Here is a 20838-nt window from a genome sequence, read left to right as displayed (position 1 = left end):
CGCAACACCGGAACAGTTAGCTTAGCGTCCACAAAGCGGTTAACAGCGTATGACCGCTCTTCAAACGCCGCTCCTGCTCGTGCTTCGCCCGACGAGCTTCCGCTTCCCACCCAGAGCAGCCGATTACCGCTACCCCAGGAGCCGTGCCAGGTTCCTGGCTCCATGAAGCACTCGGACGATCTGTATCTCGTCTCCGCGTTCGACGAAGAAGATCAAATACGGTCCGTGACGCGCCGACCTGAGGCCTACGTGCAGGTCGTCTCGCAAGGGATAGCTGCCTGGACGTTCCGCGATCTGGGTCAGCCGCTGTTCCAGCTCGTCGATGTAAGACGCGGCACGCTGTGGATTGTCCTGGGCGATGAAGTCGCCGATCTCAAGCAGATCGCCCCGCGCTGCGGGCAGAACCACCAGGCCATGCACGATCAGGCCTTTGCGGCGTAGCGCGCGCGCAGTTCTGCCAGCACCTCATCGGCCGGGATACCTGGTCCACTATCCAGCCCCTTCTTGATCGCCGATCGCAGAGCCTCCAGGTCGCGGCGTTCCTCATCACGGTTGCGGGTCCATTCCCGCAGCGCCTCGCGCACAACCTCGCTGGCCGAGGCGTACTCGCCGCCGGCGACGGTCTGTCGGAGAACATCGGCAAGCTCGGTTGGCATGGTGATGGTCATTCGCTCGACGGCAGGCATGGCGACACCTCTCAACGGATACCCTCTGCATCATACTTATGATGCTAGGGCGATTCATCCAGGATCTCCTGCCATAGGATTGGGGGCCGAGGGTCGCTTGTCTAGGAACGCAGTGCCCCCTCCCCTGCCCCTCTGCCCGGCTACCTGATGCTTTTCGGGCCGATTTCGGCTCGTTTCGCCGACGCGGCTGCCATTCTCCCAAGTGCGCGATAATGGAGCATTATTGCGCACAGCCTAGTGCGCGACACTGCCTCTAATAGAATGTCTCGCACGCTCGGTAGCGCCTGCTCCGCCGCATGCAGGCCTTCGAGAGCTTCCAGCATTGCAGCGATATGCGGCCGCATATCGCAATCGGGAACAAGGTCCCGGCAGCGCTCATGAAATCAGCACACGCTGCCAGCCCGTGATGCTGACCGAAGCCCCAAAACTCTAGCCACGGCTGGGGGCAGGTTCGGGAGCACTCCAGGACTACAACACTGTCAGGCCGCACTCGAGCCTGGGCGGCAGAACCCCATCCGAGATCGCCGCGCAAGCAGGTGCAGGGCATGCCCTGCACCTGCTTGCCATCCCATCAACAACAAGCCATCAATCGATGCCCGGGCTCTACCAATAGCCGGAGGAAACGTGGGGCTCATGTCAACTAGATACTAAATACACAAATAGTCCCCAGGCAGACTCTCTCGCATAAAATACTGCCAGTACCATTCTACGGCGTAAATATCGACTAGTCGCTTTATGGATTGCCCTCTTACGGCCCTGACGTTGTTTGTTTTAACTATATAATCCTCCAATGATGTTACTTTGTGGCTTTTGGCTGTGAGGGCTTGAATGATGTCCGGTGAGTTGAGCGTCCGGGCTGTCCAGCATGATCCTTCACGAAAGATGATCCCACTGTGCGCGAGAGATTCTACACGGCTAGCAACGGGGAGAACCAAGCCTCGGGGAGTGGAAAGATAGGTTTGGCAACTGAATCCGATTGCCGTTTGCAGAAACAAGAACACCTCGTCAGCCACCCGCAACTGCTTGAGGGCAGCAGGAGTTTCATTGACTCGGACAGCCAAAAGTTCCGCGATTTGCTCGCTCAATTGGTCGATCTCTTCGTCTATTCCGCGATATTGGCGAGATGTTCCTGGTCTCGGCGGGTTGGTCTTCCATTTTGTCAACTGCTCCAGCCGCTCCCGCCAGAAGTCTTCGACGCTTGTTTCGAAGATGCTCCGGTCAATGACCGGGCAGAGGCCAACAATCCCAACTTGCTCGAACGGCAGATCCGCGCCGAGGGACGAGTACTGGCCCGCTCGGAACTTGTTGTCCACGGGGGTCTGGTTTTCGTTGAAGAGATATTGATGAAGTGTAGACATGCAGTCTCTCCTTTGCGCACTCTGAGGGCGCTGATGTATGTTGAATTGGTGAGAAGTATTATAGGGGCGATATTTCGTCTTCTATTCAAGATCTGTGATTGGGAAGGTTGAAAACAAGAGTAGGCGGAGTTTGTTTTTTTATTTTTGTTTGCGATGCTGTTTTACAACGCGAATGCATTTGGGCTAGCGGATCGAGATCGTGGCAGCTTGCGGGTTACGCTCTACCTCAGATGACCTCTGGGTCTGATCGGGGAAGCCCAAAATTTATGCTGGCGTGACGACGGCACATTGACGCGGGCCTCTGGGCTGCCGGGCCATCAGCTGCTGGAGCTCTTCAAACGGTGGCGCGATCCTCTTCTAAGTCTGTCGCACGCCAAGTCCGCCTGTAGCCGTTTACGCTGCTGCTTAGAGCAGCGTGCGCTCCGGTTCGATGAGTCCTCGGGTGACCCTTCGCCCAAGACTTTGCGGAGCCCGTCAACGGCGAGCTTCTTTCCGCGCACGCCGCAGTTTTTGGCTTCGTCGGCGATGATTGTGCGGATTGTGTCGTCGGTCAGGAGCGGCCTGCGCGCCATTTGGGGCTCCTCTATGGCTGTGGTTTCTGCTCGATCAAGAGCTAGGAGCCTCGCCGGCGGCCGGAAGAAAAAAATGCGCGCCCGTTGAGATTTTCTCTCCGCACCCGTCAGCATGGTGGTCTGTCCACCACTGTTGGGAGGCCTTGAAATGGCTGAGAACCCACGGTTTTTCACCGTCTCTGAAGTGGCCGCGCTGCTTCACTGCAGGCCGGCAACGGTCAGAAAAATGATCCGTCGGGGTGATCTTGCGGCCCAGATGGTCGCGCGCGCCTGGCTGGTCCCCGCGTCGGAAATCACCCGCCTGGAGCGGAGTGCCTACTCGTTTGTTCTCGCAGCTGAAAAGCCATGATCGTCGAGGCCGGCCAAGCGGCCCCGAATCCCTCGCCCGCCGGTAAGAAGAGGAGCCTGGGTCTCTCCTGGGAGCGGTTGCGTCGCACAAGCGAACGCAACCGCTCCCAGGAGACACCGATGAGCAACATCCACTCCCTCATGACCCTCGCCGCCATCTTCGATCGACTCCTCGACGCGGAGACCAGATCCGCCGTAACCGCCGAACTCGCAAGGCTCGAGCAGGGCGCATCAGTTGACACCCTTAGCGATACCACAGCTGGTCTCTTGCGGTCGTTGGACCGACTGCCGGCCGGGCTGGCCGGCCGTTTTGCGGCCGAGAGCTGCACGCTGGCCGACGCTATTGCAGTCGTCGACATCGCCAAGGCGACCGGCCTTAGTGTCGCCGGCCTGGAGCGCTGCATCGCCGATGCCCGCCGGCTCGCGAAGCACCTCCTCAAGTCGACGGCAGGGCTCTCGTCGCTGCCGGTCGCCCGCGGCGCGCTGTATCAACGGATTCAGAGGATCGGTGCAGCGGGACTTGGCATGACACCGAAGTCGTTTGCCTCTTTCCGTGCGCGAATTCTGCGACTCGCCCGTATTCTCGACCGGCGTATCGCCAAGGTTGTTCTGCCGCAAGTCTGGGCCGATCTTGTGGCGGCCGCGCGAGCTACCGGCCACGGCCACAATGTGGCCCAAGCCTATTGCCTGATCCGCACCGCAGCCAGGTTGAATCTCCTACCCGTCGACGTGGACCCGCTGCTTGTCTCAACGACCCTGGAGGAGGCGGTCCAGCGCGGCCTCGACAAGCCCCATAGAATGATCGCGCGCGCGTGCGCGGGGTGGAACGCGCTTGCTCAGTCTGCCCCAGGCTGGCCGGACATCGTCCTTGTCGCTCCGGCTCGGCCAGAGGCCGCGATCGCAAAGCGGAAGTTCTTCAAGGACCTTCCCCCGGCGGTCCAGACCCTCTGGAACGCGTTCGAGGATCGTCACCGGCGGTTCAAGGGGACTGCGGCGGGCGGCATGCCACAGACAGAGCCGGCCGATAAGAATCGCTTCCTCGCGCTGCTGGACCAGGATCTTGAGCAGTCTGTTCCCCGCTATGCCGCGGCGACACTCGCCGCATATCGAGGTGCCTGGCTTCAACTCGCGCACTTGGCGCTCGAAGACGGCGCGTCGATCACTACCGTCGGCGACGTTCTAAGCATCGATCGCTGCTCGCGGCTGCTTGTCCTGACCGAGGACGCGCAGATTGGCCGCGCGTCTCGGACAGGCGAAGACCATCTGCCGAAGAACTCATCCCTGGCCAGCCAGGCGACCGCAATGATCGCGTTGGCCCGCGCCACCCACAGCGATCCCGCACTGATCGCTGCCCTGCTCAGAATGAGGGCCGCGGTCGACCCGATGGTGGACCGTATGGTGCTCGATCCGGAAACCTGCCAGCCCAGAAGCGTCTATATAAAATCACGGCGACGCACTGGGCCCCGCCATCGGCGGGTCATTGAGCAGTTCCAAGGGGAAGGCGCTGACGCGGTCAAGGCGGCCTTCTTCCGGCTCCCGCAGCAGCTGATGAGGCCGATCCTGTCACGGATCCGGGCTGGGCTTCCGCTCACTCGAACCGAACAGGTCGACGCAATCGTCGCCCTGACCTGCCGGATCCTCATGGAGTGCCCCATGCGCCGCGCCAACCTGGCGGGCTCGCTTCGGATCTGCGGCGACCGTCAGACCCTCTTCCTGCCGTCAACGAGAAAGCGGCCGGCACGGCTCCACGTGCCGGCTATCGAGACAAAGACGGAGCGGACCGATGTGGTCGCTGAGTTTTCGCCAGAAACGACCGAGCTGCTGAGGCTGTTCATCACTCATGTCAGACCGCAAGTGGCCAAGCGAGTTGGCGCGGCTACGGATAACTGCTGGCTCTTTCCAGGAGAAGGGCAGTCGCCCCGAAGCGGTTGGTGTTTCTCGACCACCCTCAAAGCGAGGGCTGAGAAGATCGCGGGGATCACGATCAACCCGCATGCATTCCGCCACGTGGTCGGCCTGCTGATTCTCGAGCAGGACCCGAACCAGCTTCCTTTGGTCAGCACCCTGCTCGGCCATGCGTCCCTGCGGACAACGACGGAGTGGTACGCCGAGATCCCGCAAAAGGAGGCTCACGAGGCCTATCTGCACAAACTTTCATCGGTCGCGGCGAAGGCGGCGCTTGCTGCTTCAAAAGGAAGGAAAGGTCGCAAATGACCAAAACTGTTGACCACGCCGGCCATGCCTTCCGGATCCTTCGGGAGAGCGAGGCCTGGCCGCCGCAGGACCGGAACTGCTGGCGCGCCTGCTTTGCGATCGACGGCCGCATTGCAGGCTACAGCCCCTGGTCCGAGGCGACCCGCCGACAGGTCGCCTGGGTGTACGGCCAATATGTCAAGCACACCAGGGCGGAAGGTCTGCCTCCGGGGCTCGATCCGGCCGGAGTAAGGTCCTTCGCGGCCGCAGCCCTTGACCGGGGCTGCGCGCCGCGGAGTGTAGCGCGCTATCTCCAGTGCCTGTCACTTATCAGCATCGTCCTGCAGCCCGGCCACGCCAAAGACTTTGCCTGGCTGAAAGCCCTCTCGACCACTCTGCTGAAAGCGGCTGCGGCCACTCCAAAGCAGAAGGCGGGCCGGCAACGGCCCGCCGAGGAAATCCTGGCCTTGGGGCTCGGCGAGATGGACCGGGCCGATCTGTCCTGCGGGTCATGGACTCAGTATCGCCGCTACCGTAACGGGCTGATATTGGCTCTGTGGATCTGTCTGCCGGAACGCCTGAAGGCCTTCACCGCGATCCGGCTGCGCGACATCGCCGTCGATCTCTCCTGGATTGATTTTCCGCAGGAGCACCAGAAGACCGGCACAGCGATCCGACGCGTCGTGCCCACAGTCCTGCGGCCGTATCTCAGGCGTTACCTTGACGAGATCCACAGTGTTCATGCGAAGGGTCACGATCGGCTCTGGATCGTCCAAAGTGGAGAGCCCGCCGGCCCGAAGGCGCTCTATGGCGCGGTCCGGGAGATGACCGAGCGGGGGCTCGGTGTCGCCCTCTCCCCGCACCGCCTGCGGGATTGTGCCGCCCGCTTTGTTGTTGAGGAAATGACAAGCGAGGCCCGCCTCGCCTCGGTCATCCTCAATCACCGGGATGAGCGTTCAACCGCGCCGTATCTGGAGGGAGCCAGCACGCTGCTGGCCTCCCGCAACGCCCTCGCCCTGATGAAGCAATCGGAGTCCAAAGCCCTGACGGGCTGATCCCGGCCGGGTCAGCCCCGGTGCGCCGCCCCTCGCCTGCTGCGGGGCGGCGCATCGGGCGCTGCCGGCAAAAAAGGGATCTGACCATGAATAAGCAGTTTATCGCCGCTGACACCCTCGACTTCGGCCCTGAGGGGGTTCCTGTCGACTTGCCGTCTCTCGGCGCATTCCTCGGCCGGGATGCGGCTCCTCTAACTTATGAGGCCGGGCGCTGCGAGGACCCGATCCGCCTCTATTGTGCGGATCCGGGTGACCTCGACATGGCCGCAGCCAACGGCCTCTCGCGCTGGGTTGCCGAGATCCGAGGGGCAGTCCAGCCCTGGGACCTTTGGGCCATAGAAGGATGCTTCACGCCGCCGACGGATCCGAGAGCGTCGGTCCCAGTTAAGCCTGCGTGGGCGACCGCCTTGGCGCTCCCCACCTTGCATGGCATCGCTTACACGCTTCGTTGGATGCTGCCTGGCGAAGCCGCGGCCCTGCTCACGCCGACCGACCAGGTCATCCTGTCGATCCTGGCGCGGCCGCGTGGGGCTACGGGGCCGGCCCTGATGGTTCATGTCTCCGTCGAGGGCGCGGCGATCGAGGATCGCCTCGGCCAGGAGCAGTGGGCGGCGCTGATCCGCCGATGCGCCGAGTGCGAAGCCCAACTCCTCCCCACCCTGCTTGAGGAGCGGCGTTGGTTCCAGGCGAGCGGGGTCTTGCGGATCGATCTGGCGATCCGGGTACTGCCCGAGCCGATCTATCGCAAGGCGTGACCCCGGGCGGCTCAAAGATCGTCCAGATTTCGGTCGAATGGGAAAAGGTCAACAGCGCTCAAACCCGCTCAAACCCTGGGGTTCGGAGACCACGTCAAGAACGTCCACCAATAACGAGCCGCAGAGTATTAGCATCCCTTCTTGACGAAAAGCGCTCATGAACGCTTGACGCCGCTCGGCGTCCAAGAATACCTTCCCTATCGAAATAAATCGTCAAAAAACACTCTAATCTACCATCTCCGTCGACCTATCTGGGAGCCGTCGGTGCGTCTCCGCGCGCCGGTGCTTCAGCATCGATCGATCCACGACCCATTGGAGATGTCCATGACTTTTACGTCAGAGAAAATTCCGCGCATTTGGCCCTTTCCGGTCTCTTGGCCAGAGGGCGCGCCGATGGATCGTTGCATTCTTTTCTCGCTAGATGATGAGACCCCGCTACGGCTCGGACCGTTGAGAGTAGACAGCCTTCAGCAGATCTGTTCGGTCCAGCCGGTAGTCGACGCGGGGGCCATCAAGGATGACGTGGTCGGCTGGGCGGTTTTCGTTCTGGAAAGCTATCGGGACGACAGGTGGATCCAAGAGTTCGCTTTCCTGTCCGGCGCGGGGCTGAACCGTTTCCCTTTTGGCGTTCGGACCTCTCCGATCGCCAGCTTATCCAGCCTTGGGTCGGGGCAGGGATTTCAGGTCGAAACGCAGAACTCGGTTTATCGACTTCTAGAGGGACGAAGCGAAACCGATTGGGCGTGTATCTGGCTCAATCACGTCGGCTTCTTCGGGCTCCCGATCGACCAGCTCGTGTCCCCAACATCAAAGACCTCTCTTTATTGAGCAGTCCCCGACACCGCAGCAGCGCAAGGCCGCTGCGGTGCCCATGTGAAGCCTGCTTGTTTTTTGAGACGACACCTGCACCTGAAGATTCATGCGAGCCGCCGACCCGTCCATCGTTGGGCTAGACCTGCAGGTCGTCACGTCGATCGATCAGATCGAGGGTGGCCGCTGGTACCGTGCGGATCGGGTCGCGCCGCTTTTCGATCTGACAAAGGAGGAAATGATCGCTGCCGCCCGCATGGGTGACTTCGGTCCCATCCGCGAGCACGCGGGAGTCACGCTGATCCGCGGCAACGCATTGCTCGACGTAGAACCGGCATCAAAGGTCAACGGTGCGATGCATCATGCTCCCCAGCGCCTGCTGAGCGCCAAGGAGGCATCGGAGCGCCTGGGAATCAGCCAGGCCCGCTTCAAGTCCTGTGTTGCCGACCAAGTCCCGTATCGTCGGATAGGCTCTGATCGTCGCTGGTCGATCGGCGCGCTGACCGCATGGGCTCTTGGTCGCGATGCAACGGGATCGCTGGAGCAACTTGATCAGGACTTCGTCGTCGATCAATCGGTGAACCTGCTGGCCTAACTGATCTATCTTCAGCACTGGATCTGGCCGGGAACCGAGCGCGTCAGGAGAATGCTTCATGTCGGTGGTTCAAGAGTGCCGGTCAGCCGCAGGCCGTCTAATAGGAAACATCTACGAGCCGACCCGCTCACTGAGCGAGGAAGCTGGCTGGTCGCCGGCAAAGCGACTGATAGCTGCCAAAACACTGATAGATCTCGAGGGGAGGCTGTCGAAGGGTACGAAGCCAAAAGCGCTATTGCCCAATCTCTGGATCATCCAGCGGGGAAGCGATCCGGCAACTTGGCAGTTTTCATTTCGATCCAAGCGGAGTGGGGCCTTGACCCCTGACGGGCGGCGAAAGCCACTCATCGTCGGCGTGCCTGTCAAGCTGTTCGACGACCCGGTCAAGTTCGTCGCCGTGTTCGACTATATCTCTGCTCATGGCGACACCCCGCCAGAAATGGACGCGCTGGTACCGGCACGCACCAAGCGTCTCAAGCAGCGCCGAGAGGCGGCCTCTAACGCTACGAGACCTGGGGAGCCGGGCAAACAGGATGAGTACAATCCGCCACATGCCCGCCTGCCCGCGCCTTTGCGGCAGCGAGCGAAAGATGTTCAGCCCGAATCCCTGCTGGATCTCTATCTTCGGAGCCGGATCTGGGCTCGTTCCTTTCGCGGCGAGAGTCACAGACCCATAACCGAGGGATCGCTTGCTGAACTCGACAGCGCGGCAGAAGCGCTGTTCAAACGCTTCCCGAAGCTCTGTCACCTGAAGGCCGATGCCGAGGCGCTCCAGAGACACGCCGATGGTCGACTCGCCCCCTGCGGAGCGACGACCGCGACCTGGGAGCATGTTGCCAATCACATTCGCCAGGGCACTATACCCGGGCATCCGACAGGGACAGTCTTTACGGTCATGGATGCGGGATATGTCCGCCGTGTTTGCAAAGTCCTGGCTTTGATGCAGCGGTATGCCGCGAGCAAATTTGCTTGGACCGACAATCGAGGGCAGCGACACATCGGCGGCCTCAGCTTTTTGCATTGGCAGATCCTCAAACCCGGCCGCAATGATACGCCAGGGCACCGGATCGGTTCGGTTTTGGTCAGCCCTTACCAGAACCAGTACTGGTGTGGTGACGACATTCAGCGCTTGCTGGACGGCATGCCAAATCTCGCCTGGCGCGTCGCTGTGCAGCTGGGTCGCTTCTGCTTGATGCGGATCGGCGATGTTTGCCGGGCGGAGTGGAGCTGGATTGATTTCGACCGCCGGACGATCACCTGGGTCGCGGCGAAGAACAGACAGCAGGCCGGTCCGATGCCCCTGTGGAAGTCGATCCTGGACGATTTGCGGGCGCTACGGGAGCTACGCCTGCACGATCGTTACATCCTGGTGCGGCCGCGTCATATGCGCGCGCCCAGGGCCTGGACTGCCGCCATGGTCCGCGAAGCCGCCGATCACGTAATCACGTTTAAGGGTCCTTCCGCGCTGAACCAGATCAACCTGCGCGAGGCGATGATCGAGTTGTTCGATGTTCGTGCGGCCGTCAAGTCGCTGTGGTCCGCTCTGCACCGACCACTGCCGGAAATCTGGGAGCCCTACTGTCTTGAGGGGCTTGAGGCGGACTCGCCGACCCTGAAGGCACGCCGCGGAGCGGATCGGCTCACTCAACGATCGCTCGCCCAGACCGCGAGCGGCGACTTTGCGACATATCGCAACCGCGCCCTCGGCTTCGAGTCCAAGGCGAAGGTCGAACGGCGGGGCAAGCACTCGTTCCATGGCCTGCGGGTGACGGGGTCCTGCGAACTCGCGGCGTTGGGCTTTTCTGATCGGGCGATTCAGATCCTGTTGGCCGACACGACTCTGGAAATGACACAGCGCTATACGGCCCAAGTGCGTCGGGAGCAACTCCTGCGGTCGGAAATCCTACAAGCCGTCGAGCGGATGCGCGCCGACCGATCGGTGAGTGAGTATTATGACCTGATGGCCGACTACGCGGGCGAGCGGGTGGCCGGCAGTGACTCGGAGGCCCGCTGAGGGACCTGATCGGCTTACAACCAGCGCGACATAAGGGGCGGTCGAACAAAATACCGACAATCTCGAAGAGGGCTACCACTGCCATGGGCAGGGGGTAGTTCAGTTTGAGGTTGAGGTGTAGTTTACCCTGATCGCAACCTCTTTATATCGGAACTCGAACAAGAACGAAGACAATAAATCATTGAAATTAATGATTTTTTCCAGAAGGATCAGGCGTAGCTCGAATGCAGTCCATTAAACTTGGGAAGCTGTCGTTCTACCACTGAACTACACCCGCGCCGGGAGCCAGAACATGCGCCAAGTCGCGCCTCGGCGCAAGGACCATCGCCGCCGTTAATGACAAATCAAGACATCTATGATAACTGCTTGTTCGGAATGACTATTGGCTCGGCAAAAAGCCGTTATCTCGGAGAACTGGGGAAGCCATGGCTACGGTGAATACTACGGTTGCCAACCTGGGCGGCGTCGCCGCCGGTGGCGGCACGGACACCCTGAACATCACCTCCGGAACGCTGGTCAGCGCGAGTCTGAACAACATCGTCGGCTATTCGACGATCGCGATCACCTCGAACGCGGCCCATGCGATCTCGCTGCCGTCGACGATCCTCTCGAACACCAGCGGCACGGTCACCCTCACCGTCACCAGCACGATCGGCGTGTCCTTCACGGCGGCCGATTTCACCGGGACCCTGCTCAAGGCCAACGTCACCCTGTCGGAGGGCCGCGACACGGTCACCGGCGGCCCGGACGACGACACGCTGAGCGGCGGCAACGGTAACGACAGCCTGGCCGGTGGCGCCGGCAATGGCGACGACATCATCGTCGGCGGCGGCGGGCTCGACACTCTGGTCGGCGGAGAGGGCAATGACAGCCTGTCCGGCGGCGCCGACAACGACATCGTCTACGGCAATGTCGGCGACGACCTGCTGCTGGGCGGGATGGGCAACGACACGATCTTCGGCGGCCGCGGCGCCGACACGATGAGCGGCGGGGCCGGCAACGACACCCTGATGGGCAATGCCGGTGCCGACACGCTGAACGGCGGAGACGGTGTCGACTATCTCTACGGCAACACCGGCATCGACGTGCTGCTGGGCGGGGCCGGCGCGGACGTGATGTTCGGCGGCCAGGACGGCGACTCGCTCAACGGCGGCGACGACAACGACGTCCTCTACGGCAATGTCGGGGCGGACACGCTTCAGGGCGGGGCCGGGGCCGACCGCGCCTTCGGCGGCCGCGACGCCGACGTGCTGAGCGGCGGGGCGGGGGCCGATGTGCTGTACGGCAACGTCGCCGATGACGCGATCTGGGGCGACGCCGATGCCGACAGCCTTTATGGCGGCCAGGGCAACGACACCCTGTCCGGCGGGGCCGGGGCCGACTTCCTGGCCGGCAACCTCGGCAACGACGTGCTGGCGGGCGGAGCGGGGGCCGATACCTTCGGCCTCCAAGTCGGGTCGGGCGCCGACACGATCAGCGACTTCACCTATGCGGATGGGGACAAGCTGTCCATTGCCGCGAACGTCACCTACTCCGCCGCCGATGTGTCCGGTGCGGCCGTGGTGACCCTGTCGACCGGGGCCACCGTCACCCTGACCGGCGTCGCCGCCGCGTCGATCACCAGCGACTGGTTCACGATTGGCTGAGGCGGGGGCGGAGGCGGGCACGCTCCATCTGGAGAGCGTGTCGCTGTCGGTCGCCGGACGGCCTCTCTTCGCCCCCCTCACCCTCACCGTGCCCCCCGGCAGCGTGGCCGCCGTGATGGGCCCCAGCGGATCGGGCAAGTCGTCGCTGCTGTCACTGATCGCCGGCCTCCTCGATCCCGCCCTGACCGCCTCCGGGGCGGTGCGGATCGGCGGACAGTCGATCCTGGACCTGCCGCCGGAGGCCCGGGGCATCGGGCTGCTGTTCCAGGACGACCTGCTGTTCCCGCACCTGTCGGTGCGCGACAACCTGCTGTTCGGCGTCCCCTCCGGCCTGCCGGCGGCCGAGCGCCGCTCGCTGGTCCGCGCGGCGCTGGAGGAGGCCGAGCTCTCCGGCTTCGAGGACCGCGACCCGGCGACTCTCTCGGGCGGCCAGCGCACCCGGGTGGCGCTGATGCGCACCCTGCTGTCGCGGCCGCGCGCCCTGCTGCTGGACGAGCCGTTCAGCCGACTGGACCACGCCCTGCGCGACCGGATCCGCCGCTTCGTCTTCGACCACGCGACCGGGCGCCGGCTGCCGGTCCTGCTGGTCACCCACGACCCGGACGATGCCGCCGCGGCGGGCGGAACTCGCATCGATCTGGTCCCCGCGTGACCGGCGATGTTGCGTTTTCCCCCCGCATGACGGCACCTTAGGCGGCTTGCGAGAGGAGGCGGGCGATGTACAGCGAAACCACGCGCGACATCCAGGTGACCGTGACCCCGGTCTATCTCGACGGACAGTCCAGCCCGTCGGAGAACCACTATGTCTGGGCCTATCAGGTGCGGATCGAGAATATCGGGCGGGAGACCGTACGGCTGCGTACCCGCCACTGGCGGATCACCGACGCCACCGGCCATACCCAGGAGGTCCGGGGACCGGGCGTCGTCGGCGAGCAGCCCCTGCTCGGACCGGGCGAGCATTTCGAGTATACGAGCGGCTGTCCGCTCTCCACCCCGTCGGGGCTGATGGTCGGCAGCTACGCCATGGAGGATGCCGAAGGCGCTCTGTTCGACGTGGCGATCCCGGCCTTCTCCCTGGACAGCCCGCACGACACCCACCGTCCCAACTGACCGGTGTCCACGGGACGACCTGGTCGCGGTGCGATCACGGATGCTTTATCACGATGATCGAAGGTTGCTTTGATCCAAGCGACGGCTACGTCGTATAAGTCTCGAACCGTGCGTCGAAAGGCGAATTTCGGCAACTGGCTCTGTCCTCGAAGTCCTGCCAAAGGTGGCAGGGCAAGGGGATAACCCCTCCCGAAAAGCAAAGGACCCCCCGCATGAGCCCTTATGACCAAGCCCTCGCCGAGAGCGAGGCCGGAACGGTCACGCCCGCCCGTCCCCGCCCGACGCGCGAACAGGCGGAGCGCGCCGTGCGTACGCTGATCGAGTTCGTCGGCGAGAACCCGGACCGCGAAGGCCTTCAGGACACCCCGAAGCGGGTGGTGAAGTCCTACGAGGAACTGTTCTCGGGCTATCTCTACGATCCGGCGGACATCCTGGCCCGGACCTTCGAGGAGGTGGAGGAGTATGACGAGATCGTGCTGCTGCGCGACGTCCGCTTCGAATCCTTCTGCGAGCACCACATGCTGCCGATCATCGGCACCGCCCATGTGGCCTACTTCCCGAACGACCGGGTCGTCGGGATCTCCAAGCTCGCCCGGGTGATCGACGCCTATGCCAAGCGCATGCAGATCCAGGAGCGGCTGACCGCGCAGATCGCCCATGCGATCGAGACGGTGCTGCAGCCCCGGGGCGTCGCCGTGGTGATCGAGTCCGAGCACCACTGCATGAGCACCCGCGGCGTCCACAAGTCGGGCGTCAGCATGGTCACCACCCGCATGCTGGGCTGCTTCAAGGAAGACCCGGACCGGCGCCGCGAATTCTACCAGCTCATCGACAAGGCCTCCTGACGGGCCGAATCAGCCGCTTGCCAGACATCGGCGGTCCTCGTATTTTGCAAGCTAATTCTTGTTAAAAAGAGGGCCCGCCGATGGTCGTTCCGATTAGAAGCCTGTACGAAGCGCATCTGACGGTCCGCGATCTGGACCGGTCCATCGCGTTCTACCGCGACGTGCTCGGCCTGCCGCTGGCGACGGTGATCCCGGCCAGGAACGTGGCGTTCTTCTGGGTACCCAAACCTGAGACCGCCATGTTGGGGATCTGGGCCGTTGGCACGGCGCCGATGTCCATGAAGCTGCACATCGCCTTCACCGTCGACCTGCCGGACGTGGAACGCTCGGTCGGCGCCCTGCGGGAGGCCGGCCTGACGCCGCATTTCAACGGCGATCCGATCGAGGAGCCCATCGTGCTTACCTGGATGCCGGCGACCAGCGTCTATTTCGACGATCCGGACGGGCACGCGCTGGAATTCATCGCCCTGCTGCCGGACGCGCCGCGCCCCGACCTTCCGATCATGCCGCTGTCCCGGTGGCGCGCCCGGGAGAACTAGACTGACCGACCGGTCCCCGCCCCGGTGGACAGCCCGCCGGTGATGGCCGATCATCCCGCCGGACTGACCACCCTTCCGGCAGGAACCGCGTGATCGATTTTGGACCGGTCTTCTTTATCGTCGGCTTGTTGCTGACGTTCCTGGCAGTTGCCATGTGCGTTCCCGCCGCGGTGGATCTGGCGACGGAGCACCCGGACTGGCAGGTCTTCCTGGGTGCGGCCGGCATCACCCTGTTCATCGGCGTGTCCATGATGCTGGCGACCCGCACGGTCCGCGGGGCCAAGCTGGGACTGCGCCAGGCCTTCGTTCTGACGACCCTGAGCTGGGTCGCGATCGCCGCCTTCGGCTCCCTGCCCTTCGCCTTCTCCGAACTCGACATGTCGACCGCCGACGCGTTCTTCGAGTCGATGTCCGGGGTGACCACCACCGGGGCGACGGTGATCGCCAATCTGGACGGCGCCCCGCCGGGGATCCTGCTCTGGCGCGCCCTGCTGCAGTGGCTGGGCGGCGTGGGTATCATTGTCATGGCGCTGGCCGTGCTGCCGATGCTGAGCGTCGGTGGCATGCAGCTCTTCGTGACCGAGGCCTTCGACACGCCGGACAAGGTGCTGCCCCGTGCAGCCCAGCTCGCCGGCGGCATCGGCAGCCTGTATCTGGGCCTGACCTTCGTCTGCGCGGTCGCCCTGTGGCTCGCCGGGATGGACGGGTTCGACGCGGTCGCCCATGCCATGACCACGATCGCCACGGGCGGCTATTCGACCAAGGACGCCTCGGTCGGCTATTTCAACACCCCGGCGATCGACTGGATCATCACCGTGGGGATGATCGTCGGCTCCCTGCCCTTCGTGCACTACCTGCGGATCGCGCGCGGCGACACCCGCAGCATCCTGCGCGACAGCCAGGTGCGCTGGTTCCTGAGCATCGTGGTGATCTGCGTCGCCCTGGTGGCCGTCTGGATCCTGACCCAGATCGGCCTCGGCACCCACGACGCCCTGCGCTATGCCGCCTTCAACGTGGTCTCGGTGATCACCGGCACCGGCTATGCGACGACCGATTTCGGCGCATGGGGCGGGTTCGTGACCACCATGATGCTGATCCTGATGTTCGTCGGCGGCTGCGCCGGATCGACCACCTGCGGGATCAAGATCTTCCGCTTCCAGGTGCTCTACGCCACCGCCAAGGTCCAGCTCGCCCGGCTGCTGCGGCCGCACGGGGTGTTCATCCCCTATTACAACCGCAAGCCCATCCCCGAGGCGGTCTCCGAGGCGGTGATGGGGTTCTTCTTCCTTTACATCCTGTGCTTCGGGCTGGTGGCCATGGCGCTGGCGGCGATGGGGCTCGACTTCATCACCGCCCTGTCCGGCTCGGCCACCGCGATCAGCAACGTGGGCCCGGGGCTGGGACCGATCATCGGCCCGGCCGGGAACTTCGACCCGCTGCCCGACGCGGCCAAGTGGCTGCTCTGCTTCGCCATGCTGCTGGGCCGGCTGGAACTGTTCACCGTGCTGGTGCTGATCACCCCGACCTTCTGGCGGAAGTAGACGCCACCCTACCCACCCCCTCCCTTCACTCCCCGGATTTAGTCCGGGGCCTACGGATCAGCCCGCATTGCGGTCCAGGTGGGGCGCCGTCCCGTCACCCTCCGACGTAGGCCCCGGCACGAGGCCGGGGAGTGGTTGAGAGCAGGGAGTCGCAAGGAACCTCCCGCTCTCTCTTCCACTCTCACCGGATTTATTCCGGGGCCCAAGGGTCAGCCCGCACTGCGGTCCAGGTGGGGCGCCGTCCTGTCACCCTCCGACGTAGGCTCCGACACAAGGCCGGGGAGGGCGGCGGAGGGGGAACTGAACTGCAGCTCCGCCAAGCGCCGGTAGAGCGGGCTGCTGCGCATCAGCTCGCCATGGGGGCCGTCCGCCACGAGCCGCCCGGACTCGATCACGCAGATCCGGTCCGCCTCCACCACCGTGGCCAGGCGATGGGCGATCACCAGGGTCGTGCGGCCCTGCATCAGCCGGTCGAGCGCGTTCTGCACGAGCCGCTCGTTCTCCGCATCGAGGGCGCTGGTCGCCTCGTCCAGCAGCAGGATCGCCGGATCGCGCAGCAAGGCGCGGGCGATGGAGATGCGCTGCCGCTCGCCGCCCGACAGGCGCACCCCCTTTTCGCCGAGGAAGCTGTCATAGCCGTCCGGCAGCGCGGTGATGAAGTCATGGGCGGCCGCGTCGCGGGCGGCGGCGATCACCTCCGCGTCGGTGGCGTCGGGCCGGCCGTAGCGGATGTTCTCCATCGCGCTGGCGGCGAACACCACCGGGTCCTGGGAGACCAGGGCGATCCGTTGGCGCAGCTCCGTCGGCTCGGCGGTGCGGGCGTCGACGCCGTCGATCACCACCCGACCCTGGGCCGGGTCGTAGAACCGCAGCAGAAGCTGGAACACCGTGGTCTTGCCGGCCCCGGACGGCCCGACCAGCGCCACCGTCTCGCCCGGGGCCACGGTCAGGGAGAAATCGTTGAGAGCCGAGGTATCCGGCCGGGAGGGATAACGGAACACCACATGCTCGAAGGCCACCCGTCCCTCCGGCGGCGACGGCAGGGCGACCGGGTGCTCCGGCGCGCGGATCTCCGGCTCGGCCTCCAGCAGCTCGACCAGCCGCTCGGTGGCGCCGGCGGCGCGCAGAAGCTCGCCATAGACCTCGGAGATGATGCCGACCGAGAAGGCCACGGTGACGCCGTAGAACACGAAGGCGGTCAGTTCGCCCGGGGTCATGCGGCCGGCCATCACGTCGTTGCCGCCGACCCAGAGCACGAAGCCGACCGAGGCGAAGACCAGCACGATCACCGTGGAGGAGAGCAGCCCGCGCAGGTGGATGCGCCGGATGGCGGTGGTGAAGGCGTTCGTCACCTCCCGGCCGAAACGCTGGCGGTCGGCTGCCTCGTGGGTGAAGGCCTGCACCGTGCGGATCGCGCCGAAGCTCTCCTCGGCGAAGGCCCCCACATCGGCCACCCGGTCCTGGGATTCGCGTCCCAGCCGGCGCACGCGGCGGCCGATCACCAGGATCGGCACCACGATCACCGGCACCACCAGCATCAGCAGGCCCGCCAGTTTCGCGTTGGTGATGAACAGCATGATCAAGCCGCCGACCAGGGCCAGCAGGTTGCGCAGCGCCATCGAGGCGCTGGAGCCGATGATCGACTGCAGCAGGGTGGTGTCGGTGGTCAGCCGCGACAGCACCTCGCCGGTGCGGGTGACCTCGAAGAAGCCCGGATGCAGGGCGATGACCCGCTGGAAGATCGCGTTGCGCAGGTCGGCGACGATCCGTTCGCCCAGCCAGGAAACCAGGTAGAAGCGGGAATAGGTGCCGATCGACAGCACCACCGCCAGGCCGAGCAGCGCCACCAGGGCACGGTCGAGCTGCCCCGGATCGTCGCTGGCGAAGCCCTCGTCCACCAGGATGCGCAGCCCCTGGCCGACCGCCAGCATGGCGCCGGCAGTGACGATCAGCGCGATCGCCGCCAGCACGACCCGGCCGCGATACGGGGCGACGAAGCCCATGACCCGCTTCAGCACAGCGAGGTCACGGCCCTTCGGACGGTCCTGGGGATGGACGGATCGTGCGGTCTGGGAGCCGGTGCTGTCGCTCACGGGGTGCCTGCGGGTTCGACCATGGACCTTGGCAAGATGGGGGCTCCCAGCGGGCGGTCCAACCGAAACTATCTGGCCTGCTTCTCCACGAAGGCGCGAAACACCGACAGGGTCGCCTCGCTGACATGGTGCTCGATCCCCTCGGCATCGGCCTCGGCCACGTCGCGGTCGACGCCGATCGCCATGAGAAAGTCGCAGACCAGCCGGTGGCGCTCCTTGCACATCTCGGCCAGCGCCCGGCCGTCATCGGTCAGGAAGATCGCGCGGTAGGGCTTGCTGGTGACGTAGCCGTCGCGTTCCAGCCGCTTGACGGTGTTGTTCACGGTCGCCGGGGTCACCCCGAACCGCTCCGCCAGGGCCACGGCCCGCGCCTCGCCGTCCTGGTCGATCAGGTCGGCGATCATCTCCACGTAATCCTCGGTCACCTCGCGGGCGTGCTCGTCCCGCAGACGCTTGAAGGTCTGAGCGTGGTCCTCGATCGACCGGAAGCTGTCCTCGTCCGCCATCCCATCCTCGGCGCCAATTCCGGCGCGACAGTACGACGGGACGGGCATTCTGGCAATTTAGGCTTGACTAACTTTTGGAGGCACCCCAACTCTTATTCGGCACCGCTGCAATTGCCATCGGAGCGAAGGGACGTCCCAGCCATGGTCTATAGACGCAAGTTGTTGAAATTCCTTCCTGCATCCATTCTGGCGCTCACCCTCGCCGCCGGCCTCTCCTGGCCGCGCAACGCGTCGGCCGATCCGGCGATCACGGTGGTGGCGACGACCTCCATGATCGCCGATGCCGCCCGTCAGGTCGGAGGTGAGCGAGTCGCCGTCCAGGCGCTGATGGGCCCCGGGGTCGATCCCCATGCCTATCGCCAGACCCGCAGCGACATCGCCGCCATGCTGCGCGCCGACGCGGTGCTGTGGCACGGACTGTATCTGGAGGCGCAGCTCGAGGAGTTCCTGCTGGAGCTCGGCGACCGCAAGCGGGTCTTCGCCGTCGGCGAGGCCGCGCCACGCGACCGGCTGATCGCCCATGACGACTACAGCAACAAGGTCGATCCGCACATCTGGATGGATCCGTCCCTGTGGCGCTCCGTGGTCGTCGCTGTGCGCGACGCGCTGAGCGAGATCGACCCGGACGGGACGGCGACCTACGCGGCCGGCGCCGAACGCCACCTGGCCGAGGTCGATCGCCTGAACGCCTACGCTGTCGAGCGTCTGGCGTCGGTCCCGGCGGAGCAGCGGGTCCTGGTCACGGCCCATGACGCGTTCAACTATTTCGGCCGCGCCTTCGATTTCGAGGTGATGGGCATCCAGGGCATCTCCACCGAGTCCGAGGCCGGCCTGCGGCGGATCGAGGAGCTGGTCGACACGCTGGTGTCGCGCGGCATCACCGCCGTCTTCGTGGAGAGCTCGGTGTCCGACCGCAACGTCCAGGCGCTGATCGAGGGGGCCGCCGCCCGCGGCCACACGGTGCGCATCGGCGGCGAGCTGTTCTCCGACGCCATGGGGCCATCCGGAACCTATGAAGGCACGTATATCGGCATGATCGACCACAACGTCACCGGCATCACCCGGGCGCTCGGCGGCGACGCCCCGGCCCAGGGGATGCAGGGACGATTGGCGGCCGGGATCTGAAGGAAGCGACGCACGCCATGAGCCTGAACGCCCATATCGAGCTGGCAACCACCGACGGCCACAGCGTGGCGCCCCCGCAGAGCGCCTGTCCGCTGGAGGTCCGTGGCCTGACCGTCTCCTACGGCGAGAAGCCGGCGGTGTTCTCCGTCGACGCCCGGTTCCCCTCGGGCAGCATGACCGCCATCGTCGGCCCGAACGGCGCCGGCAAGTCGACCTTCCTGAAGGGCGCGCTCGGCATCGTGCCGCGCCTCGCCGGCGAGGTCCGGTTCTTCGGCCAGCCGCTGAAGGAGGCGCGGCGCGACGTCGCCTATGTGCCGCAGCGCGCCTCGGTCGACTGGGACTTCCCGGCGCGGGTGATCGACGTGGTGATGATGGGCCTGTACCGCGAGGTCGGCCTGTTCCGGTTCACCGGCGCGCGCCACCGCGCCCGGGCGATGGCGTGCCTGGAGCGCGTCGGCATGCAGGATTTCGCCGGCCGGCAGATCGGCCAGCTCTCCGGCGGCCAGCAGCAGCGGGTGTTCCTGGCCCGGGCGCTCGCCCAGGACGCCGAGCTCTACCTGCTGGACGAGCCTTTCGCCGGGGTCGACGCGGCGACCGAACATGCCATCGTGTCGGTGCTGAAGGGGCTGAAGGCGGCGGGGAAGACGGTGGTCTGCGTGCATCACGACCTGTCGACGGTGACCGCCTATTTCGACCGGGTGATGCTGATCAACATGCACAAGCAGGCCGAAGGGGCGATCGCCGAGGCCTTCACGCCGGAGACCCTGCAGGCGACCTATGGCGGCCGCCTCGCCGAAAGCCAGATCGCCGAACTGCGCCTGGGCTCGGCCTGAGGCGAGGAGGACGGGAATAGCACCGATGTCTGTCGCTCCCCCACCACCTCCCTCCGTCTCCCCGGCCTTGTGCCGGGGCCTAGGAAAGGCGCGATCGGATCGCCGAAGGACGATCTCCGAAGGCTCCATCACGCCGATGGCTGGGCCCCGGCACAAGGCCGGGGAGATGGTTTTGGGTAGGATGGGTAGATCAAGCATTCGAAACTCTGCCCTT

Annotated in this window: 21 protein-coding genes; 16 read left to right on the top strand and 5 right to left on the bottom strand. The window is 64.7% G+C overall.

Going from position 1 to position 20838, the window contains the following annotated elements; translation table 11 throughout:
• Nucleotides 1–129: 129 nt before the first annotated feature.
• Both ACOQOP_RS21780 and ACOQOP_RS21775 read right to left on the bottom strand, forming a co-directional pair.
• Complete coding sequence (locus ACOQOP_RS21780; RefSeq protein ID WP_420563920.1) at nt 130–408, bottom strand: type II toxin-antitoxin system RelE/ParE family toxin; 279 nt, start codon at nt 406–408, stop codon at nt 130–132.
• Between the two features lie 14 nt (nt 409–422).
• A complete protein-coding gene (locus ACOQOP_RS21775) occupies nt 423–686 on the bottom strand; it encodes a type II toxin-antitoxin system ParD family antitoxin (protein ID WP_420563919.1) in 264 nt (87 codons plus the stop codon).
• Between the two features lie 439 nt (nt 687–1125).
• Between ACOQOP_RS21775 and ACOQOP_RS21770 the strand changes: the two genes are divergently transcribed.
• Entirely contained in the window at nt 1126–1299 is a 174-nt protein-coding gene (locus ACOQOP_RS21770) for an integrase core domain-containing protein (RefSeq protein ID WP_420566555.1), read from the top strand.
• Nucleotides 1300–1333: 34 nt separating this feature from the next.
• Here ACOQOP_RS21770 and ACOQOP_RS21765 read toward each other — a convergent pair whose 3' ends face one another.
• A complete protein-coding gene (locus ACOQOP_RS21765) occupies nt 1334–2044 on the bottom strand; it encodes a hypothetical protein (RefSeq protein ID WP_420563918.1) in 711 nt (236 codons plus the stop codon).
• Between the two features lie 720 nt (nt 2045–2764).
• Between ACOQOP_RS21765 and ACOQOP_RS21760 the strand changes: the two genes are divergently transcribed.
• The 13 genes from ACOQOP_RS21760 (at nt 2765) to ACOQOP_RS21700 (ending at nt 16067) form a co-directional block, all read left to right on the top strand.
• Nucleotides 2765–2965, top strand: a complete 201-nt coding sequence (locus tag ACOQOP_RS21760) for a helix-turn-helix domain-containing protein (protein ID WP_420563917.1) — start codon at nt 2765–2767, stop codon at nt 2963–2965.
• 119 nt (nt 2966–3084) lie between these two features.
• Entirely contained in the window at nt 3085–5178 is a 2094-nt protein-coding gene (locus tag ACOQOP_RS21755; RefSeq protein ID WP_420563916.1) for a tyrosine-type recombinase/integrase, read from the top strand.
• A complete protein-coding gene (locus ACOQOP_RS21750; RefSeq protein ID WP_420563915.1) occupies nt 5175–6212 on the top strand; it encodes a hypothetical protein in 1038 nt (345 codons plus the stop codon). Before ACOQOP_RS21755 ends, ACOQOP_RS21750 begins: the two co-directional genes overlap by 4 nt.
• A gap of 86 nt (nt 6213–6298) precedes the next feature.
• Nucleotides 6299–6967 carry a hypothetical protein gene (locus tag ACOQOP_RS21745; protein WP_420563914.1) on the top strand — a complete coding sequence of 223 codons (669 nt, stop codon included), beginning with the start codon at nt 6299–6301 and terminating at the stop codon, nt 6965–6967.
• A gap of 324 nt (nt 6968–7291) precedes the next feature.
• Nucleotides 7292–7795, top strand: a complete 504-nt coding sequence (locus ACOQOP_RS21740) for a hypothetical protein (protein ID WP_420563913.1) — start codon at nt 7292–7294, stop codon at nt 7793–7795.
• A 91-nt stretch (nt 7796–7886) separates the two neighbouring features.
• On the top strand, nt 7887–8372 hold the full coding sequence (locus ACOQOP_RS21735; RefSeq protein WP_420563912.1) for a hypothetical protein: 486 nt from the start codon (nt 7887–7889) through the stop codon (nt 8370–8372).
• 58 nt (nt 8373–8430) lie between these two features.
• On the top strand, nt 8431–10386 hold the full coding sequence (locus ACOQOP_RS21730; protein ID WP_420563911.1) for a hypothetical protein: 1956 nt from the start codon (nt 8431–8433) through the stop codon (nt 10384–10386).
• A gap of 425 nt (nt 10387–10811) precedes the next feature.
• Nucleotides 10812–12032 (top strand): calcium-binding protein, encoded by a 1221-nt coding sequence (locus ACOQOP_RS21725; protein WP_420563910.1) that lies wholly within the window; start codon nt 10812–10814, stop codon nt 12030–12032.
• On the top strand, nt 12025–12684 hold the full coding sequence (locus tag ACOQOP_RS21720) for an ATP-binding cassette domain-containing protein (protein ID WP_420563909.1): 660 nt from the start codon (nt 12025–12027) through the stop codon (nt 12682–12684). The genes ACOQOP_RS21725 and ACOQOP_RS21720 overlap by 8 nt, the downstream gene beginning before the upstream one ends.
• A 65-nt stretch (nt 12685–12749) precedes the next feature.
• Nucleotides 12750–13142, top strand: a complete 393-nt coding sequence (gene apaG / locus ACOQOP_RS21715) for a Co2+/Mg2+ efflux protein ApaG (RefSeq protein WP_420563908.1) — start codon at nt 12750–12752, stop codon at nt 13140–13142.
• A 212-nt stretch (nt 13143–13354) separates the two neighbouring features.
• Nucleotides 13355–13987: a GTP cyclohydrolase I FolE gene (gene folE, locus ACOQOP_RS21710; RefSeq protein WP_420563907.1), complete on the top strand. Its 633-nt coding sequence runs from the start codon at nt 13355–13357 to the stop codon at nt 13985–13987.
• An 80-nt stretch (nt 13988–14067) separates the two neighbouring features.
• Nucleotides 14068–14526: a VOC family protein gene (locus ACOQOP_RS21705; protein WP_420563906.1), complete on the top strand. Its 459-nt coding sequence runs from the start codon at nt 14068–14070 to the stop codon at nt 14524–14526.
• Between the two features lie 152 nt (nt 14527–14678).
• A complete protein-coding gene (locus ACOQOP_RS21700) occupies nt 14679–16067 on the top strand; it encodes a TrkH family potassium uptake protein (RefSeq protein WP_420563905.1) in 1389 nt (462 codons plus the stop codon).
• A gap of 209 nt (nt 16068–16276) precedes the next feature.
• Here ACOQOP_RS21700 and ACOQOP_RS21695 read toward each other — a convergent pair whose 3' ends face one another.
• A complete protein-coding gene (locus ACOQOP_RS21695) occupies nt 16277–18160 on the bottom strand; it encodes an ABC transporter transmembrane domain-containing protein (protein ID WP_420563904.1) in 1884 nt (627 codons plus the stop codon).
• Between the two features lie 68 nt (nt 18161–18228).
• Nucleotides 18229–18666, bottom strand: a complete 438-nt coding sequence (gene mntR / locus ACOQOP_RS21690; RefSeq protein WP_420563903.1) for a manganese-binding transcriptional regulator MntR — start codon at nt 18664–18666, stop codon at nt 18229–18231.
• A gap of 141 nt (nt 18667–18807) precedes the next feature.
• On the opposite strand from mntR, the gene ACOQOP_RS21685 reads away from it, so the two are divergent.
• Nucleotides 18808–19791: a metal ABC transporter solute-binding protein, Zn/Mn family gene (locus ACOQOP_RS21685; protein ID WP_420563902.1), complete on the top strand. Its 984-nt coding sequence runs from the start codon at nt 18808–18810 to the stop codon at nt 19789–19791.
• Nucleotides 19792–19808: 17 nt separating this feature from the next.
• The gene (locus ACOQOP_RS21680) at nt 19809–20624 is read left to right on the top strand and encodes a metal ABC transporter ATP-binding protein (RefSeq protein ID WP_420563901.1); all 816 of its coding nucleotides are present in this window, start codon (nt 19809–19811) and stop codon (nt 20622–20624) included.
• The last annotated feature ends 214 nt before the right edge of the window (nt 20625–20838 follow it).

Origin of the sequence: Thalassobaculum sp. (assembly GCF_965223715.1) — a bacterium.
GTDB lineage: Bacteria > Pseudomonadota > Alphaproteobacteria > Thalassobaculales > Thalassobaculaceae > Thalassobaculum.
This window is presented reverse-complemented; position numbering and strand designations above follow the sequence as displayed.

Coding starts and splice junctions, on each gene's coding strand:
- ACOQOP_RS21775 (WP_420563919.1), bottom strand. CDS start 686: ATGCCTGCCGTCGAGCGAATGACCATCACCATGCCAACCGAGCTTGCC.
- ACOQOP_RS21765 (WP_420563918.1), bottom strand. CDS start 2,044: ATGTCTACACTTCATCAATATCTCTTCAACGAAAACCAGACCCCCGTG.
- ACOQOP_RS21760 (WP_420563917.1), top strand. CDS start 2,765: ATGGCTGAGAACCCACGGTTTTTCACCGTCTCTGAAGTGGCCGCGCTG.
- ACOQOP_RS21755 (WP_420563916.1), top strand. CDS start 3,085: ATGAGCAACATCCACTCCCTCATGACCCTCGCCGCCATCTTCGATCGA.
- ACOQOP_RS21750 (WP_420563915.1), top strand. CDS start 5,175: ATGACCAAAACTGTTGACCACGCCGGCCATGCCTTCCGGATCCTTCGG.
- ACOQOP_RS21745 (WP_420563914.1), top strand. CDS start 6,299: ATGAATAAGCAGTTTATCGCCGCTGACACCCTCGACTTCGGCCCTGAG.
- ACOQOP_RS21740 (WP_420563913.1), top strand. CDS start 7,292: ATGACTTTTACGTCAGAGAAAATTCCGCGCATTTGGCCCTTTCCGGTC.
- ACOQOP_RS21735 (WP_420563912.1), top strand. CDS start 7,887: ATGCGAGCCGCCGACCCGTCCATCGTTGGGCTAGACCTGCAGGTCGTC.
- ACOQOP_RS21730 (WP_420563911.1), top strand. CDS start 8,431: ATGTCGGTGGTTCAAGAGTGCCGGTCAGCCGCAGGCCGTCTAATAGGA.
- ACOQOP_RS21725 (WP_420563910.1), top strand. CDS start 10,812: ATGGCTACGGTGAATACTACGGTTGCCAACCTGGGCGGCGTCGCCGCC.
- apaG (WP_420563908.1), top strand. CDS start 12,750: ATGTACAGCGAAACCACGCGCGACATCCAGGTGACCGTGACCCCGGTC.
- folE (WP_420563907.1), top strand. CDS start 13,355: ATGAGCCCTTATGACCAAGCCCTCGCCGAGAGCGAGGCCGGAACGGTC.
- ACOQOP_RS21705 (WP_420563906.1), top strand. CDS start 14,068: ATGGTCGTTCCGATTAGAAGCCTGTACGAAGCGCATCTGACGGTCCGC.
- ACOQOP_RS21700 (WP_420563905.1), top strand. CDS start 14,679: ATGTGCGTTCCCGCCGCGGTGGATCTGGCGACGGAGCACCCGGACTGG.
- mntR (WP_420563903.1), bottom strand. CDS start 18,666: ATGGCGGACGAGGACAGCTTCCGGTCGATCGAGGACCACGCTCAGACC.
- ACOQOP_RS21685 (WP_420563902.1), top strand. CDS start 18,808: ATGGTCTATAGACGCAAGTTGTTGAAATTCCTTCCTGCATCCATTCTG.
- ACOQOP_RS21680 (WP_420563901.1), top strand. CDS start 19,809: ATGAGCCTGAACGCCCATATCGAGCTGGCAACCACCGACGGCCACAGC.